The 15,483-nt window shown below is 62.5% G+C and carries 11 protein-coding genes and 1 pseudogene; 3 read left to right on the top strand and 9 right to left on the bottom strand.

From position 1 onward, the window contains the following. Positions 1-23: 23 nt before the first annotated feature. A pseudogene (locus tag PSH87_RS10600) lies at positions 24-2,445 on the bottom strand (TonB-dependent receptor plug domain-containing protein). Between the two features lie 399 nt (positions 2,446-2,844). On the opposite strand from PSH87_RS10600, the gene PSH87_RS10605 reads away from it, so the two are divergent. Beyond that, complete coding sequence (locus tag PSH87_RS10605; RefSeq protein ID WP_305433493.1) at positions 2,845-4,902, top strand: TonB-dependent receptor; 2,058 nt, start codon at positions 2,845-2,847, stop codon at positions 4,900-4,902. 144 nt (positions 4,903-5,046) lie between these two features. Here the strand turns inward: PSH87_RS10605 and PSH87_RS10610 are convergent, their stop codons facing one another. The 8 genes from PSH87_RS10610 to PSH87_RS10645 all read right to left on the bottom strand — a co-directional run bounded on the left by PSH87_RS10610 (position 5,047) and on the right by PSH87_RS10645 (position 12,661). Then, positions 5,047-6,396: an ATP-binding protein gene (locus tag PSH87_RS10610; RefSeq protein ID WP_305433495.1), complete on the bottom strand. Its 1,350-nt coding sequence runs from the start codon at positions 6,394-6,396 to the stop codon at positions 5,047-5,049. Further along, the gene (locus tag PSH87_RS10615) at positions 6,372-7,037 is read right to left on the bottom strand and encodes a response regulator transcription factor (protein ID WP_124529265.1); all 666 of its coding nucleotides are present in this window, start codon (positions 7,035-7,037) and stop codon (positions 6,372-6,374) included. The genes PSH87_RS10610 and PSH87_RS10615 overlap by 25 nt, the downstream gene beginning before the upstream one ends. 75 nt (positions 7,038-7,112) lie before the next feature. After that, on the bottom strand, positions 7,113-7,535 hold the full coding sequence (locus tag PSH87_RS10620; RefSeq protein WP_305433497.1) for a hypothetical protein: 423 nt from the start codon (positions 7,533-7,535) through the stop codon (positions 7,113-7,115). A 23-nt stretch (positions 7,536-7,558) separates the two neighbouring features. Next, a complete protein-coding gene (locus PSH87_RS10625; RefSeq protein ID WP_305433499.1) occupies positions 7,559-8,323 on the bottom strand; it encodes a hypothetical protein in 765 nt (254 codons plus the stop codon). Positions 8,324-8,384: 61 nt separating this feature from the next. Next, positions 8,385-9,440 (bottom strand): ABC transporter ATP-binding protein, encoded by a 1,056-nt coding sequence (locus PSH87_RS10630; RefSeq protein WP_305433501.1) that lies wholly within the window; start codon positions 9,438-9,440, stop codon positions 8,385-8,387. Further along, positions 9,437-11,029, bottom strand: coding sequence for an ABC transporter permease (locus PSH87_RS10635; RefSeq protein ID WP_370695302.1), 1,593 nt, complete (start codon positions 11,027-11,029; stop codon positions 9,437-9,439). Before PSH87_RS10635 ends, PSH87_RS10630 begins: the two co-directional genes overlap by 4 nt. Then, a complete protein-coding gene (locus PSH87_RS10640) occupies positions 11,030-12,043 on the bottom strand; it encodes an iron ABC transporter substrate-binding protein (protein WP_305433503.1) in 1,014 nt (337 codons plus the stop codon). A 321-nt stretch (positions 12,044-12,364) separates the two neighbouring features. After that, positions 12,365-12,661 carry a hypothetical protein gene (locus tag PSH87_RS10645; RefSeq protein ID WP_305433505.1) on the bottom strand — a complete coding sequence of 99 codons (297 nt, stop codon included), beginning with the start codon at positions 12,659-12,661 and terminating at the stop codon, positions 12,365-12,367. Between the two features lie 984 nt (positions 12,662-13,645). On the opposite strand from PSH87_RS10645, the gene PSH87_RS10650 reads away from it, so the two are divergent. Then, a complete protein-coding gene (locus tag PSH87_RS10650; RefSeq protein WP_370695317.1) occupies positions 13,646-14,494 on the top strand; it encodes an EamA family transporter in 849 nt (282 codons plus the stop codon). Further along, the gene (locus PSH87_RS10655) at positions 14,494-15,477 is read left to right on the top strand and encodes a LysR substrate-binding domain-containing protein (RefSeq protein ID WP_305433509.1); all 984 of its coding nucleotides are present in this window, start codon (positions 14,494-14,496) and stop codon (positions 15,475-15,477) included. The genes PSH87_RS10650 and PSH87_RS10655 overlap by 1 nt, the downstream gene beginning before the upstream one ends. The last annotated feature ends 6 nt before the right edge of the window (positions 15,478-15,483 follow it).

Raw genomic sequence — 15,483 nt, forward strand, 5'->3', positions numbered from 1 at the left:
TTCGGGTGCATGCACGGTGTGGATCAGAAGTCGTAGGCCAGCTTGGTGTACCAGTAGCCGCCGCCCGGGTAGAACGGCGGGTTGCCGTAGGCCGCCAGGCCCAGGTTGCTGTACACCGCGTGCTTGTCGGGGCGCACGTCGAAGATGTTGGTGCCGCCGATGCTCACGGTGAGGTGGTCGACGAAGGTGTAGCTCACGTCGAGGTCGGTGATCCATTTGGCGCCGAAGCTGCGGTCGCCGCTGGGGTTGACCGCGAGGGTCTTGACCGCGCCGTAGCGCGCGGTTTGCAGGTTCACCGCGAGGTCGTCGATCTTCCAGTTGGCGCCGAGGATCCATTTGGTCTTGGGCGAGGCGTCGGTGAGGTCGCCGGCGCGGTCGCGGCCCACCAGGGTCACGCCGGTGTTAGCCAGCGCGGCCGGGGTGTCGCGGCTGTCCTGGATGGTGGTCTTGTTCCAGTTGAAGCCCAGGCTCCAGCGCACCTCGCCATAGGCGTCCAGCGGCGTGGTGTGGTCGGCGACCACGTCCAGGCCCTTGGTGCGGGTGTCGAAGGCGTTGGTGTAGTAGTTGACCCAGGTGCCGGACGGCACGCCTTGGGCGGTGAGGATCGCGTTGATCGCGCCGTTGCCGCGGTCGTAGATGTGTGCTGGTGAGGGCGATGCGGTCGTCGATGTCGATCAGGTAGGCGTCGGCGGTGATGCTGGTGCGCGGCGCCGGTTGCCAGGTCAGGCCGAGGCCGAGGTTGCGTGATTTTTCCGGCTTGAGGTCATCGCCACCGAGGGCCTTGGCCAGGTTGCTGCCGGATGGGGTCAGGCGGGTCACGGCGGGCACCACGTTGCCGTCGGCATCCAGGGCTACGCGGTTGTCGGCGACGGTGTAGCCGATCTGCGTCAGGGACGGCGCACGGAAGCCAGTGCCGACGGTGCCGCGCACGGCCACGCTGTCGGTCAGTTCATAGCGTGAATTGACCTTGAGGCCGAAGGTGTTGCCTGAGTCATCGTCGTAATGTTCGACGCGACCGGCCACGTCCAGGAACCATTTGTCGGTCAGGTCAAAACCCAAATCCAGGTAGCCGGCGACGTTGTTGCGGATCAGGCTGACTTCATCTTCCGGGCGAATCGTCACCGCCGCCTGCGCGCCCGACGCGGCGGGGTAGGTGCCGGTGATATAGGCCTCGCGGTCACCGGCGAAGGTGCTGAAATGCTCCCAGCGATGTTCCAGGCCGGCCGACACCTGCACCGGCGTGGTCAGGTTGAACAGGCTGTCGTAGCGGCGGGTGAAGTCGAGGTTGTTGACCCACTGTTCAAAACGAAAGGTCGCCAGGTTGTCGAACTTGGTCGGCGACGCGGTGCCCAGGGACGGGTTGATATTCAGGTCGCTGGAGTGGTGCACGTTGTTGCGCCCGTAGGTGGTGCTCAGGTCCCAGTTCCACTCGGCCAACTCGCCCTTGCCGCCAAACAGCAACTGGTAGTCGCGGTCCTTGATGTTGTTCAGCGGGAAGTAACCGTCGGGGAACACCTCGGGCACGGCGGCGGTGCCGGTGGGCAGGCGGAAATAGTTGGCGGCTTCGGCATCCCGTTCGCCGTAGGTGGAGAACGAGTACAGCGTGAGGTTTTCCAGCGGCAGTTCGGCGTTGTAGGCGAGGTTGAAGGCCTTGAGGTCGGGGTCGCCGTTCTTGATCGCCACGCGGTCCCAGGCCGCTTCCTTGGCCGGGTCGTTGAAGGCCTTGACGCTGCTGTCGGCCTTGTCGTTCCACGACGCATTGCCGCGTTTGCGCGCATCGGCGGAGAGGTGGAAAAAGCCGCCCTGGCCCAGCTCGAAGCCTTGGTCGCCAGCCACCTTGATCGTCTCGCCTTCGCCTGAAAACAGCTGGCCGTAGCTGGTTTCCAGATGGCCGCCGCTCTTGGTGTTTTTCAGGATGATGTTGATCACGCCCGCCACCGCATCCGAGCCGTACTGCGCGGCGGCGCTGTCCTTGAGCACTTCGATATGGTCTACGGCGCTGACCGGGATCAGGTCGATGTCCACCGCATTGGCGCCGCTGTTGTCGATGGACCCGCGCTGGCCGGTGGCGCCGTTGTGCCGGCGTTTGCCGTTGACCAGCACCAGGGTGTACGCCGGGCCCAGGCTGCGGTTGCTCAAGGGCCGCGTCACCGAGTTGTAGCCGGCGATATTGGTGCCGAAGTTGAACGACGGCAGCAACTTGGCAATCGCCTCGGACAACTCCGCGCGGCCGGTCTTGAGCAACTGGTCGCTGTTGATCACGTCAATCGGCGCCGGGCTGTCGGCCACGGTGCGCTCCTGGCCGCGCAGGCCGGTGGAGATCACGGTCACGGTGTCGAGCTTGGCGTCATCGGCAAACGACGGCGCGGCCGCCAAGAGCAGGGAACTGGTCAGCAAGGACAGGTGGAACTTCTTCAGCGGTAGGGCGCAGGTGATATCGGGCATGTCAGCAATAGTCCATTGATTCTGGTACTGGCCCGTGGCGTGGGTACAGCGTCGAAAGCGAGGTAGGGGAAACGATTAAGGTGGGGTTGAACTGAATTTATTACTATAAAAAACCTGAGTGAAATTCTTTTTTCGAATAAGCTAATTATTAAATATTGTTATTTAGATAATTTATAAAATTATTAATTTTCATGATCGTTCCAGCACTCGGCGTGGGAACGATCAAATCGAAGTGGTGTGTGTTGAGTCGGATACATTTGACGGGTTACGTCGCGAATGAGATGGATTATCAATTCTGTTTATTTCGGCATTTTTATCGCATAAACTCCGCCCCGCTGGCGTCTGGCCACCTTTCGCCTGCAGCAAAAACAATAACTATCTGGCGTAGGGGTGCAGGGCGTGAATGTCAAAAAAACTACAATCGCGATGGCCGTAGGGTCCATGGCGTGCCTGGCGAACGGCGCCTGGGCGGCTGAGAGCAACAGCCTGGAAATCGCGCCGATCACCGTCAGCGGCGAAAAAATCAACCGCACCCTGGAACAGACCCAGTCCAGCGTGGTGGTGGTGACCGAACAGCAACTGCGCGACAAGGCCGACCACAGCCTGGTCGACGTCTTCGCCCGTACGCCCGGTGTGTACAGCCAGGCCGGCAATGAAAACTGGGGGATTCGCGGCGTGCCGGTGTCCGGTTTCGACGACCAGGGCCCGGCGACCCTCAATGGCGCGGTGTCGGTGTATGTCGATGGCGCCGTCCAGCCCAACCGTACCCTCACGCTGACGCCGACCGGCTTGTGGGATGTGGAGCAGGTCGAAGTGTTCCTCGGCCCGCAGTCCACCACCCAGGGCCGCAACTCCCTGGCCGGCGCCGTGGTGATCCAGACCCGCAACCCGACGTTCCAACCGACGTTTTCGGCGCAAACCAACGTCGGCAACTACGGTGAAAAAGGCGCGGCCGTGGCCGGTGGCGGGTCCATTGTCGACGACAAGATCGCCGGGCGTATCGCCCTGGACTATCAGGACGGCGACGGCTACATCGACAACATCGCCCTGGGCAAGGACGCCAACCCCCATCGCACCAGCAATGCGCGCGGCAAATTGCTGATCGTGCCCACCGACGACCTCGATGTGCTGCTGACTTACGCCCACAACGAGCACCGCCAGGGCGACAACTCGGTGATGCGCAACAAGGACAAGGTGCGTTACTACAAGATTTCGTCCGACACCCAGGCCTACGACAACCTGATCCAGGACACCGTCAGCGCCAAGCTCGACTACCGCCTCGACGAGCACTGGTCGCTGACCAGCCTCACCGCCAACACCGCCTCCGACTACAACAACCGCCTGGACTTCGACCAGAACGCCGTCGACAACGAAGTGATCCGCCGGCGCCAGGATGGCAACCTGTTCAGTCAGGAACTGCGCCTCAACTACAGCTCGGACACGGTGAAGAGTTTTGTCGGCGCCTACTACGGCCACAACACCAACAACTTCCATGATCAGCTGTTGTTCGATGGCGATTTGGCGGCCACCGTCAAAGGCGCCACCACCATCGAAAACAAGGCATTGTTTGGCGAAGTCGACTGGACCTTCGCCCCGCGCTGGACCCTGATCACCGGCCTGCGCTACGACCGCGAGAGCAACGACACCAATATCAAGCAGGACGACTTGTCCGACGCAGGCAAGGTCAACAAATCCTTCGCGGCCTTGTTGCCCAAAGTGGGCCTCAACTACGAACTCGCCGCCGGCCAGTACCTCGGTTTCATGGTGCAGAAGGGCTATCGCGGCGGCGGCGTCAACGTGCGTTCCGGCAGTGGCCACGAGGCCTATGACCCGGAATACACCACCAACTATGAGCTGTCGTATCGCGGTTCTTTCTTCGACGACACGCTGCGCGCCCGCGCCAACCTCTACTACACCGACTGGAAAGACCAACAGGTCAGCGTGCGTCAGGCCAACACCAATATCATCAACGTGTACAACGCCGGTCGCAGCGACATCAAGGGCCTGGAAGTGTTCGTCGAAAAAGACCTCAGCGAACAGCTGACCCTGACCCTCGGCGGCGCGATCACCGACAGCCAGTACAAGGACTTCGTCACCGACCGTGGCCAGGACCGCAGTGGCGAAGCCTTCCTGTATGCGCCGAAGTACAAGGGGTCGGTGGGCGCCCTCTACCGCGTCAACGAACGCCTGACGCTGAACACCGACGTCACCTATCAGAGCAGTGCGCCGTCGGCGTATGAATTCAACGCGGCCGGCAAGGTCACGGGCGAGCGTCGCAGCGACAACTATGTGCTGGCCAACTTCAGCGGCGAGTACAAGGTCACCCAGAATGTGGCGGTGTCGGGGTTTGTGAAAAATGCCTTCGACAAGCAGTACGTTACCAACAACCGCGACGACGAAATCATCGACGCTGGAGCGCCGCGTACCTTTGGTATGGCGGTGCGGTACGACATGTAAGCCGAACCCTGGTATTCCCCGGTTTCAATGTGGAACCGGGCTTATGTGGGAGCTGGCTTGCCGGCGATAGCGGTCGGTCAGTTACAGGTGTGTTGTCTGATCCGCCGCCATCGCAGGCAAGCCAGCTCCCACAGTTGAATCGATTCACGCCTGGGCAATCCACACCGAAACACACAACCCACGCTGTGCCACCGGGTCGCTAAACCCCAGCTCCACCCGCGTCCCCGTGCGCTCGGCAATGGCCTTGACGATCGACAGCCCCAGCCCGGAACCCGCTTCATCCGTACCCAGGCTGCGATAGAACGGGTCGAACACCCGCGCCTGTTCCGCCACGGCAATCCCAGGCCCCGAATCCTTGATTTGCAGCCGCACCGCGCCCGCCATCACCGCCACCGACAGATCGATGCGCCCGCCCTCCGGGGTATAGCGGATGGCGTTATCCACCAGGTTCTTCACCAGGGTGAACAGGTCCATTTCGTTGAAGCGCACCTGCACGTCCTGCGGGCTATCGACGCCGATATCGATGCCCTTGCGCTCGGCCAGTGGCAGTAAATCCTCCAGCACCTGGCGATACACCTCATGCACCGAAAGCCCGCTTTGCACACGCTCCGAGGTGGCTTGCGCCGTCGCCAGGCTCAACAGCTGGTCGATCAGCTTGCGCCCGCGTTCGATGCCCCGGGACAACGGCACAAAACGCTCGCGGGCCTGGGGCGACAGGTCCGCGCCGGCCAGCCGGTCGGCCTGCAAGGCCAGCGCGGTCATCGGCGAGCGCAGCTCGTGGGCGGCGTCGGCGACAAAGCGCCGCTGGGCGTCCATCGACTGGCCGACCCGGGCCAGCAGGCGGTTGATCGCCACCACAAACGGGCGCACTTCGGTGGGCAGGTGTTGCTCGTCAATCGGGTGCAGTTCGTGCTCGGCACGCCGGTCGATCTGCGCCGCCAGGACGCCAATCGGGCGGAACAGCTTGCGCACCAGATCGCCGACCACCAGCAACAGCACTGGAAACAGGATCAGGAACGGCAACAGGCTGCGCCACGCGCTTTCGCGGGCGTCCTTGTCCCGGGCCGCCGACTCCTGGGCCACGGCAATGCGCTCGCCGTGGGCGGTGGTGCGCACGAGCACGCGGAAGGCTTCGCCCGCCACCTCGACTGTGGAAAGGCCGTCGGCCAGGCTGGCGGGGAAGGGCAGCGGCAGGGCTTCATCGTTGCTGCCCGTGGCGTGCGCGCCATCACCGAGGTGCTGGATGATCAAGCGGGTTTCTTCATCGTCGCCGTCGATGGCCATGCCCTGCGGGTACTGCAAGGTCATCTGCTGGCGGTCGTACAGCATGGCCACCTGCCGCAAGGTCTCGTCCTGCTGTTCATGGGCCTCTTCAAAGGCCGAGACAAACGCAAACACGCCTGCCAGCAGCGCCACCAACAGAATCGCCAGGGACAGCGTCACCGACAGGCGCAGTTGCACCGATTCACTCAAACGCCTTTTGAAACCATCCATCCCATGCCCCTGACGTTCTTGATCACATGAGTGCCCAACTTGCGCCGCAAGGCGTGAATCAGGAACTCGATGGCGTTGCTTTCCACTTCGTTGCCCCAGCCATACAGGCGGTCTTCCAATTCACTGCGCGACAGAATCGCCCCCGGGCGAATCAACAGGGCCTGCAACAACGCGAATTCTCGGCTGGACAGCGCCACGCCGGGTTGCCCGTCGAGGGTGGCCTGCTTCGACAGCAGGTCCAGCGTCACCACGCCATTGCCCAGCACCGACTGCGCGCTGCCGCCTTTGCGGCGCAAAACGGCGCGGATGCGTGCGAGCAGTTCGGGGATGTCGAAGGGTTTGAGCAGGTAGTCATCGGCGCCGCCATCCAGGCCGCGCAGGCGGTCGTCGAGGCTGTCGCGGGCGGTGATGATCAGCAGCGGCACGGGGTTGTTGCGCGCGCGGATCGTGTCCAGCACATCGAGGCCGTCCTTGCCGGGCAGGCCGAGGTCCAGCAGCACCAGGTCGTAGGGATGGGTGTCGAGGGCAGCCAGGCCGGTGAGGCCGTTCTTCACCCAGTCGGCGGCATAGCTCGCATCGCTGAGGGCGCGCTGGATCGCGTCGCCAATCATGGGGTCGTCTTCGACCAGCAATATGCGCATCGCGCTCTCCGCTGAAATAGCCAACGCGGCGAGGTGATCGCCGCGTGTGTAGTGAAGCATCTGCGGCGCCAGGCGTCAGCCTTTCATCGCGTCGAAGGCCTTGAGCAGGTCATCCATCGAGGCCTTGCAGTCGGCCCTGTTGGGGTTGCCGTCACGCAACGCCGAGAGCGCGCGGTCGATGGCCTTGTCCAGTACGTGCCAGTCGTTGGCGGCACGCGGCTTGATCCCGGCTTCGGCGGCGTCCCAGCTGCTTTCCAGGTCCTTGATGCGGGCTTTGGCGCCCGCCAGGTCGTTATTGGCGACGAGGGCGGAGACGTCCACGGCAATGTTGCGGAACTCCGACAGGTCGCCCAGCTTTGACGCCTGGCGTTGGCTGGTGGAAGGGCTGGTGGCGCTCGCCGGTTTGTCGGCCGGTTTCGAGCAGCCGGTGGCGATGCTCAGCAGGGCAATGGCGCCGGCGATGGCCGCGCGGCGAATCAGGTTTTGCACAGGGCGCATAAGGTTTTCCTTGAGATGAGTCGTCATTGGGTAATGGTTTGGCGATTGCCGACACTGAGTTGCGCGACGGCCACCAGCAGCACGATCACGCAGAGGAAGATCGCGCTGGTCCAGTTGGCGCCCATGCCCAGGCCGCCGTAGGTCTTGGCTTGGGTCAGCAGGTCGCCAAGGGATGCGCCGAAGGGTCGGGTGAGGATGTAGGCGATCCAGAACGTCAACACCGGGTTGGCCCCCAGGCGCCAGGCCAGCAGGGCGACGCCGATCAGACCGGCAAAAATCATCGCGCCCACGGTGAAGCCCAGGCCCAGCGCTTCGGTGGCCAGGTCGCCGGCGGCGGTGCCGAGGGCAAAGGTGCAGAGCACCGTGGTCCAGTAGAACCACTCACGGCGCGGGGTCACGATGGCGCGGATCGACAGGCTGCGTTCAGTGCGGTACCAGACCATAAAGTTGAGGGCCAGCAGCACCGAGAAAATCGCCGTGCTGGTGTAGAGGCTGACGTCGAGTTTGTCGGTGAGGATGTCGGTGATTTGCGTACCGACGATGCTCACCAACACCACGGTCAACCAGTAGATCCACGGCGTATAGGCCTTGGTGCGCAGTTGGCCGAACAACGCCACGGCCAGCAGCGCGGCCATGCCGAGGCTGGTCCAGCCGGCGCCGAAGCCGGCCTCCACGGCGAGGTAGTCCGCGCCGGTCTCGCCCACGGTGGTGGACAGGATCTTGATCACCCAGAAGGCCAGCGTGACCTCGGGTACTTTGTTCAGCCAACGGGCTGCTGTGGCATTCATCGGGCTTACCCCTCCTTGACCGCGCTGTGGTTGGCGCAGGAGAGAAGGTACGGCACGACACTTAGCCGGGACTGAGGGCGCGGCTTTTATTCAGGATATGCGCCAGGCCGAGGGTGGTCAGGTGCACCACGCTGCCCATCGGCGGCGCTTGCAGGCCGGAGCTGCGCACCAGGATCGCGTGGCCGTTGGCGTGCAGCTTGACGGTCAGCGTGCAGGTATTGCCGCCGAACTCGCGCTCGGTGACTACGCCTGGGCAGCCGGTAAGGTCGCTGGTGCTCAGTTGCAATTGTTCCGGGCGCAGCATGATGCGGGTGGCGTCGTGGTCGAGCTTGCTGTCCACCGCCACGCGCCCCAGGTCGCAGTGCGCCCAACCGGCTTCGACGCGGGCGGGCATGACCACGGCCTCGCCGAGAAACAACGCGGTCTGTTCGTCCACCGGGTATTGGTACAGGTCCATCGGATGGCCCGACTGCACCAGCCGGCCCTGGCGCATCACCGCCAACTGATCGGCGAACGACAGTGCTTCGCTTTGATCGTGGGTCACCAGGATGGTGGTAATGCCCGCGTCGCTGAGCAACCGCGCAACCATCTTGCGCATCGCCGAACGCAGCCCGGTATCCAGGGCGGAAAACGGTTCATCCAGCAACATCAGCCGTGGCTGTTGCGCCAGGGCGCGGGCCAGCGCCACGCGTTGCTGCTGGCCGCCGGAGAGTTCGTGGGGCCAGCGCCGCGCCATGTTGGCGTCGAGGGCCACACTGTCCATCAACTCGGCGATGCGTGCGCGGCGCGCCTCGCCCTGGCTCGCCAGGCCAAAGCCGATATTGTCGGCCACGGTCATGTGCGGAAACAGCGCGCCATCTTGCGGCACGTAGCCGATCTGGCGTTGGTGGGCGGGCACGGCGTGGGTGTTGTCCACCAGGGTCTGGCCGTTCAGCGTGAGGCTGCCGGTATCGGGAAATTCAAAGCCGGCGATCATCCGCAGCAAGGTGGTCTTGCCCGAGCCGGACGGCCCGACGATCACCGTGCGGCTGCCGGTGGGCACCGACAAGCTGACGTCCGCCAGGGCGCGCTGGGCGCCGAAGGATTTGCAGAGTGCGTTCAGTTCGAGGGCGTTCATCGGCCTGCCGTGCGTTTGGATTGGTGGTAGAGAAGGCCGGTCAACGGCAGTGACAGCAGGATCATGATGAGCGCGTAGGGCGCGGCGGCGGCGTAGTCGATCTCGCTGGTCATCGCCCAGAACCCGGTGGCCAGGGTGCGCGTGCCGTTGGGCGCCAGCAGCAGGGTGGCGGTCAACTCGTTGGTGATCGCCAGGAACACCAGCGCCGCCCCCGCTGCGGCAGACGGCGCGGCCAGGCGCATGGTAATCAGCCATAACGCACGGCCCGGCGAACGGCCGAGGCTGCGCGCCATGTTTTCCAGCTCCACTGGCGCCTGGGCGATGCCGGCGCGCAGGCTCACCAGCGCGCGGGGCAGGAACATCAGCAGGTAAGCGAGCAGCACGGTGAGGGTGGTCTGGTAGATCGGCCGGGCGAAGTGGATGGTCACCGTGACCAGGGCCAGCGCCACGACAATGCCGGGCAACGAGCTGGTGATGTAGTTGCAGCCTTCGAGGATGCGCTGCAAACGCCCCGGCGCGCGGATCGACAACCAGGCAATCGGCACCGCCGCGCAGGTGGTCAACAGCGCGCCGGCAATGCCCAGTTGCACGGTTTGCTGCAACGCCGGCAACAGCTCGCCGAACTGCCAGACTTCGCTGCCACCGGCGATCAGCCATTTGCCCAGCGTGACCAGCGGCACGCCGAGGGCCAGCGCGCAGGTCGCGGCTTGCAGGCAGAGGGCGAGCAGGGTGGTGCCGGTGTCCAGTTCGACGACGCGTTGCTCACGGGCGCTGCCGGAACCGACTCGCGCATAACGCGCATGGCCGCGTGCGGCGGATTCGACGGTGAGCATCGCCAGGCAACACAGGGCCAATACCGCCGCAAGCATATTCGCCGCCGGGCCGTTAAAGGTGGACTTGAATTGGTCGAAGATCGCCGTGGTGAACGTATCAAAACGGATCATCGCGTACAGGCCGTATTCGGCCAGCAAATGCAGGCCCACCAGCAGCGCGCCGCCGCAGATCGCCAGGCGCAGTTGCGGCAACACCACCCGGAAAAACACCGCCCAGGGCTTGAGGCCCAGGGACTCGGCCACGTCTTCAATCGCCGGGTCCAGCCGACGCAAGGTCGCCGCCACCGGCAGGTAAAGAAAGGGGAAATAGGCAATCACCGACACCAACACCCCGGCCGGCAAGCCATGGATCGACGGCACCAAACTGACCCACGCATAACTGTGCACAAACGCCGGCACCGCCAGTGGCGCCACCGCCAACAACGACCACACGCGGCGGCCCGGCAGGTTGCTGCGTTCGGTCAGCCAGGCCAGGGCCACCCCCAGCGCAATGCACAAGGGCAGGGTGAGCAGCACCAGCAGCACGGTGTTGACCAGCAATTCGCCGACGCGCGGGCGCCACACCAAGGCTTCGATCTGTGCCCAGCCGATCTGCCAGGACACGCCGATCACAAAGGCAATCGGCAGCAGCGCCAACAACGAAACCAACACCGACAGGCTGGTGACCCACGTGCCGCCACGGCCCCTGAACAGGCCGTGGCGGCGTCTACGCGGCGCCGGGTGGGCGACGCCTTGGAGTGACGTTTCAGGCAACAATCAGAGCAGTCCGGCCTGGGTCATCAACGCCACGGCTTTTTTGCTGTTGAGCTTGGACGCATCCACCTCTGGCGCGTCCAGCTGCGCCAGCGGCACCAGCTTGGGGTTGGACTGGGCGTTTTGGCCGACGGCGTACTCGAACGAATTGCCGTCCTTGAGGATCGCCTGGCCGTCTTTGCCGGTGATCCACTTCACGAAGGCCTGGGCCTGTTCCTGATGTTTGCTGGAAGCCAGCACGCCGGCGCCGGAAATGCTCACAAACGCGCCCGGGTCCTGGTGCTTGAAGTAATGCAGCTGGGTGTTCTTGCTGTTTTCGCCGGTCTTGGATTGATCGACAAAGCTGTAGTAGTGATAGATCACACCGCTGTCCACCTGGCCGGCGTTGACCGCCTTGAGCACGGCACTGTTGCCACGGTAGATGCTGGCGTTGGCCTTCATCGCCTTGAGCCAGTCGAGGGTGGCGGCTTCGCCTTTGAGCTCCAGCACAGCGGCGACGATGGCCTGGAAGTCGGCACCGGCGGGGGAGGCGGCCCAGCGGCCTTTCCAGTCAGGGGACGCGAGATCCAGCAGCGACTTGGGCAAGTCGGCTTCCTTGAGCTTGCTCGGGTTGTACACAAACACCGTGGAACGCGCGGCAATGCCGATCCACTTGCCATGGGCCGGGCGGTAGGCGGCGTCCACTTGTTCCAGGGTGGCAGGCGCCACCGGCGCGAACAGCCCGGCGTTGTCCACCAGCACCATGGCCGGCGAGTTCTCGGTGAGGAACACATCGGCGGGAGAGGCCGCGCCTTCCTGCACGATCTGGTTGCCCATCTCGGTGTCGTCGCCGTTGCGGATCGTCACCGGAATCCCGGTCTCCTGGGTGAACCCCTCGACCCACGCCTTGGTGAGGCTTTCGTGCTGGGCGTTGTACACCACGATGCCCACCGAATCGGCGGCATAGACATGCCCGGCGCTGAGCAGGGCAGTGGTGAGCAGGGCTGTTTTGAGGAAAGACGGAAGACGAGTGGTCATGCGGTGAGCGCTCCGGTTTTTTATGGCTGCACGGGAAGTCCGCTGGTGGTCGATTGAGACTAGACCAATAGGAATCATTTGCATGTTTGGGCGCGGCGAATGTAGAGCGAGGAATGAGAAAAAAACGTCAAAGAAACGGTTAACAAATGTGATGGGGGCTATCAGACACTGCCGATTCCAGAGGGGATGGCTGGTGTGCCTATTTTTTGAGCCAGACGCAATTCAAATGTGGGAGCTGGCTTGCCTGCGATAGCTGTGGATCAGCCAGCATTTTAGGCGACTGATACACCGCTATCGCAGGCAAGCCAGCTCCCACATTTTTTAACCGTGTTTCAGGCAGTTGATCGAGCGATCCACCGTGGTCCGGGCAATCTCCAGTAGGTGCCACACCGCCAAAATCTTCGCTCGTTCGGGGCTCTCCAGCTGTTCACCACAATCCAGCGCAGTGGCCGACGCGCTATCGAGCAAACTGGCGGTGTAGAGCAGGGCATCCTCGAAGCTCAAGTCTTCGTTGACCGAGTGGAAACCTTGGGTGGGCAGGTAATGATCGATGGCGCGGTTGAAGGCGGCGCGATCTTTGGCGGGGTCGAAGGGTGGATCGGGGACAACCTTGTTCATGGTGTATCTCCAACTGGTAGGTAAGGAGCCGATCCCTTCGCGACTAAACGAGGGTGGCGGCTGTACGCAGGTTAGTCGACCGGCCAGTTGGCTCCGGCGCACCCGAAGGTGCCCTGCGCACAGCCACCATGAACACGGTGACAGCTTGCGCACAACTGGATGTCGGGCGACTAAACCCGATCACTGATAAGCAGTGACGGACCGCAGACTAGCCACCGATTCCAGCAGGCACAAGGCGGCAGGGATTGTCTAGGAAACGTCCTGCAATTTAAAGCGACACGGCTTGCTGGCCCTTTACAAACCATGACAAAACGCCAGCAACCCACCCAAGCCCCCTGATGCATGGAGATCAAAATGTGGGAGCTGGCTTGCCTGCGAAAGCGGTGGTTCGGCTGGCATTTTTGGCGACTGACACGCCGCCATCGCGGGCAAGCCGGCTCCCACAGGGGATGGCTGGTGTGCCTATTTCTTGAGCCAGGCGCAATTCAAATGTGGGAGCTGGCTTGCCTGCGAAAGCGGTGGTTCGGCTGGCATTTTTGGCGACTGACACGCCGCCATCGCGGGCAAGCCGGCTCCCACAGGGGATGGCTGGTGTGCCTATTTCTTGAGCCAGGCGCAATTCAAATGTGGGAGCTGGCTTGCCTGCGAAAGCGGTGGTTCGGCTAGCATTTTTGGTGACTGACACGCCGCCATCGCGGGCAAGCCCGCTCCCACAGGGGATTGCGGGTGTGCCTATTTTTTGAGCCAGGCACATATCCAAATGTGGGAGCTGGCTTGCCTGCGATAGCGGTAGTTCGGCTAGCATTTTTGGCTACTGGCACACCGCCTTCGCGAGCAAGCCCGCTCCCACATTGGATCTCCAGTGTTTGGAGGGACGATCCTGACATGACGAATTTTCACCACTGGGCTGACGAGCTTTCGCTTTTGGCTATCCCACAGGCCACGTTAAATCGCTGCCTTCGTTTCCCCTCTCAGCCGAGCCCCATGGATAACTCAAACATCGCTATCACCCTGGTCCTGATCTCCGCCTTCCTGCACGCCACCTGGAACGCTGTTGTCCGTGCCGGAAGCAGCCGTTTCATGACCCTGGCCATGGTCGATGGCACGGCGCTGCTGATCTGCCTGGCCGCGCTGCCGATGGTCAATCTGCCGAGCCCGGAGGTATGGGATTATGTGGTGATTTCGGTGGTGCTCAATACGATCTATCGACTGTTTCTGATCAAAGCGTACGAAACGGGCGACTTTGGCCAGGTCTATCCGGTGATGCGCGGTGTACCGCCTGTTTTGGTCGCGCTGTTTTCCTACTTCATGTTGCATGAACAACTGTCGTTTCAGGCGATGGTGGGTGTGCTGCTGATTTGTGGGGGGATTATCAGCCTGACGTTTGTTCGCAAGATGACGGCGCACATGTTCAAGCCGATTCTGATGGCGGTGTGTGCCGGGGCCTTCATAGCGTCCTACACGGTGGTGGATGCCAAAGGGGTCAGGGCCAGTGAGACGGTGCTGCAATACATCATCTATCTGACGGTGTTCCAAAGCATCCCCATCCCGCTGCTGGCGTTTATCAAGCAGCGTTCGGCGCTTGCGCAAGCGGTTCGGAACCATTGGCGAATGGGTGCGATGGGGGGTGTGTTTTACCTGGCATCCTACGGCCTGGTGCTGTTCGCGCTGTCGTTGGACGCGGTTGCCAAGGTCTCAGCGCTGCGCGAAACCAGTGTTATTATCGGCGCGATCATCGCCGCGCTGTTCTTTCATGAACGCTTCGGCTGGCGGCGGATGCTTTCGGCGTTCGTCATTGTTTGCGGGATCATCCTGATCAAAGTGAGCGCTTGATGGCCCAACGTCCGCCCCCTACACCCATGCTGCAAGCCTTTGTCAGTGCCGCAAAAACCGGCAGCTTTGCGCGTGCGGCTGCTGAGCTGAACCTGACCGCCAGCGCCATCAGCCATCAAATTGCAGGGTTGGAGGAGTGGTGGGGCGTGCAGCTTTTCGAGCGGCATTCGCGGGGCGTCAAGCTGACGGTAGCGGGGCAGGCGCTATTGCCGGTCACCGATGGGTTTTTCAAGGCTCTTGAGCAGGTACTGCATTCGCTTAACCCCAATAAATCCCAGCCGCTTTATCTTTCCTGCACGTCCTCGCTCTGTTCGACTTGGTTGATTCCCAGAATGCATGGCTCTCACACCGAGGCCTCATTCAACCTTGATCTGGTGTTGACCAGCGCGGATATGCACAGCGCCAACCTCGGCGCTCATCAGTTCGATGTCGCGATTGTGATGGGGTACGGCGAGTATCCAGATCATCATGCTGAATTGCTGATGCGTGACGCAGTGTTCCCTGTGTGCTCGCCGCAGTTCTTGAAGGCCCACGGTGATATCGCATTGGCGGACATCCCACAGTACCCGCTGATTCATCGCGTTGACGATCAAGTGTGCCCAGGATGGGAAAGCTGGTTCGCGTTCCAGGGGTTGGCTGCGCCGCCGTATCATCATGGGCCGCGCTTCCCGGATTCCAGCCTGGCTATCAGCCTGGCGTTGAAAGGTGACGGGATTGCCTTGGGCCGCACAGCGTTGGTGTACGACGCATTGAAGGACGGTTCTTTAGTCGCCTTGAACGGTCCTGTGATGATGTCGCCCGCGGCGTACTACCTTATTTGCCGGAATGGGCGACAGTCAGAACCGAATATCGCCCGGATGTTTGACTGGCTCAAACATCAGGCACAAGTCTATGTGCAGGATGTGCAGGTTCAATATCCGCAGCTGAACGAAATCACACCCGCCCCACCAATTCCACCCGACACCCCGGCCCGGCATCACTGACCGTCA

It is taken from the genome of Pseudomonas sp. FP453, assembly GCF_030687495.1.
Classification (GTDB): Bacteria; Pseudomonadota; Gammaproteobacteria; order Pseudomonadales; family Pseudomonadaceae; genus Aquipseudomonas.

Excerpts from the sequence above, each read along its gene's own strand:
- PSH87_RS10610 (WP_305433495.1), bottom strand. The coding sequence starts at position 6,396 with ATGGATGGTTTCAAAAGGCGTTTGAGTGAATCGGTGCAACTGCGCCTG.
- PSH87_RS10615 (WP_124529265.1), bottom strand. The coding sequence starts at position 7,037 with ATGCGCATATTGCTGGTCGAAGACGACCCCATGATTGGCGACGCGATC.
- PSH87_RS10620 (WP_305433497.1), bottom strand. The coding sequence starts at position 7,535 with ATGCGCCCTGTGCAAAACCTGATTCGCCGCGCGGCCATCGCCGGCGCC.
- PSH87_RS10625 (WP_305433499.1), bottom strand. The coding sequence starts at position 8,323 with ATGAATGCCACAGCAGCCCGTTGGCTGAACAAAGTACCCGAGGTCACG.
- PSH87_RS10630 (WP_305433501.1), bottom strand. The coding sequence starts at position 9,440 with ATGAACGCCCTCGAACTGAACGCACTCTGCAAATCCTTCGGCGCCCAG.
- PSH87_RS10640 (WP_305433503.1), bottom strand. The coding sequence starts at position 12,043 with ATGACCACTCGTCTTCCGTCTTTCCTCAAAACAGCCCTGCTCACCACT.
- PSH87_RS10645 (WP_305433505.1), bottom strand. The coding sequence starts at position 12,661 with ATGAACAAGGTTGTCCCCGATCCACCCTTCGACCCCGCCAAAGATCGC.
- PSH87_RS10650 (WP_370695317.1), top strand. The coding sequence starts at position 13,646 with ATGGATAACTCAAACATCGCTATCACCCTGGTCCTGATCTCCGCCTTC.
- PSH87_RS10655 (WP_305433509.1), top strand. The coding sequence starts at position 14,494 with ATGGCCCAACGTCCGCCCCCTACACCCATGCTGCAAGCCTTTGTCAGT.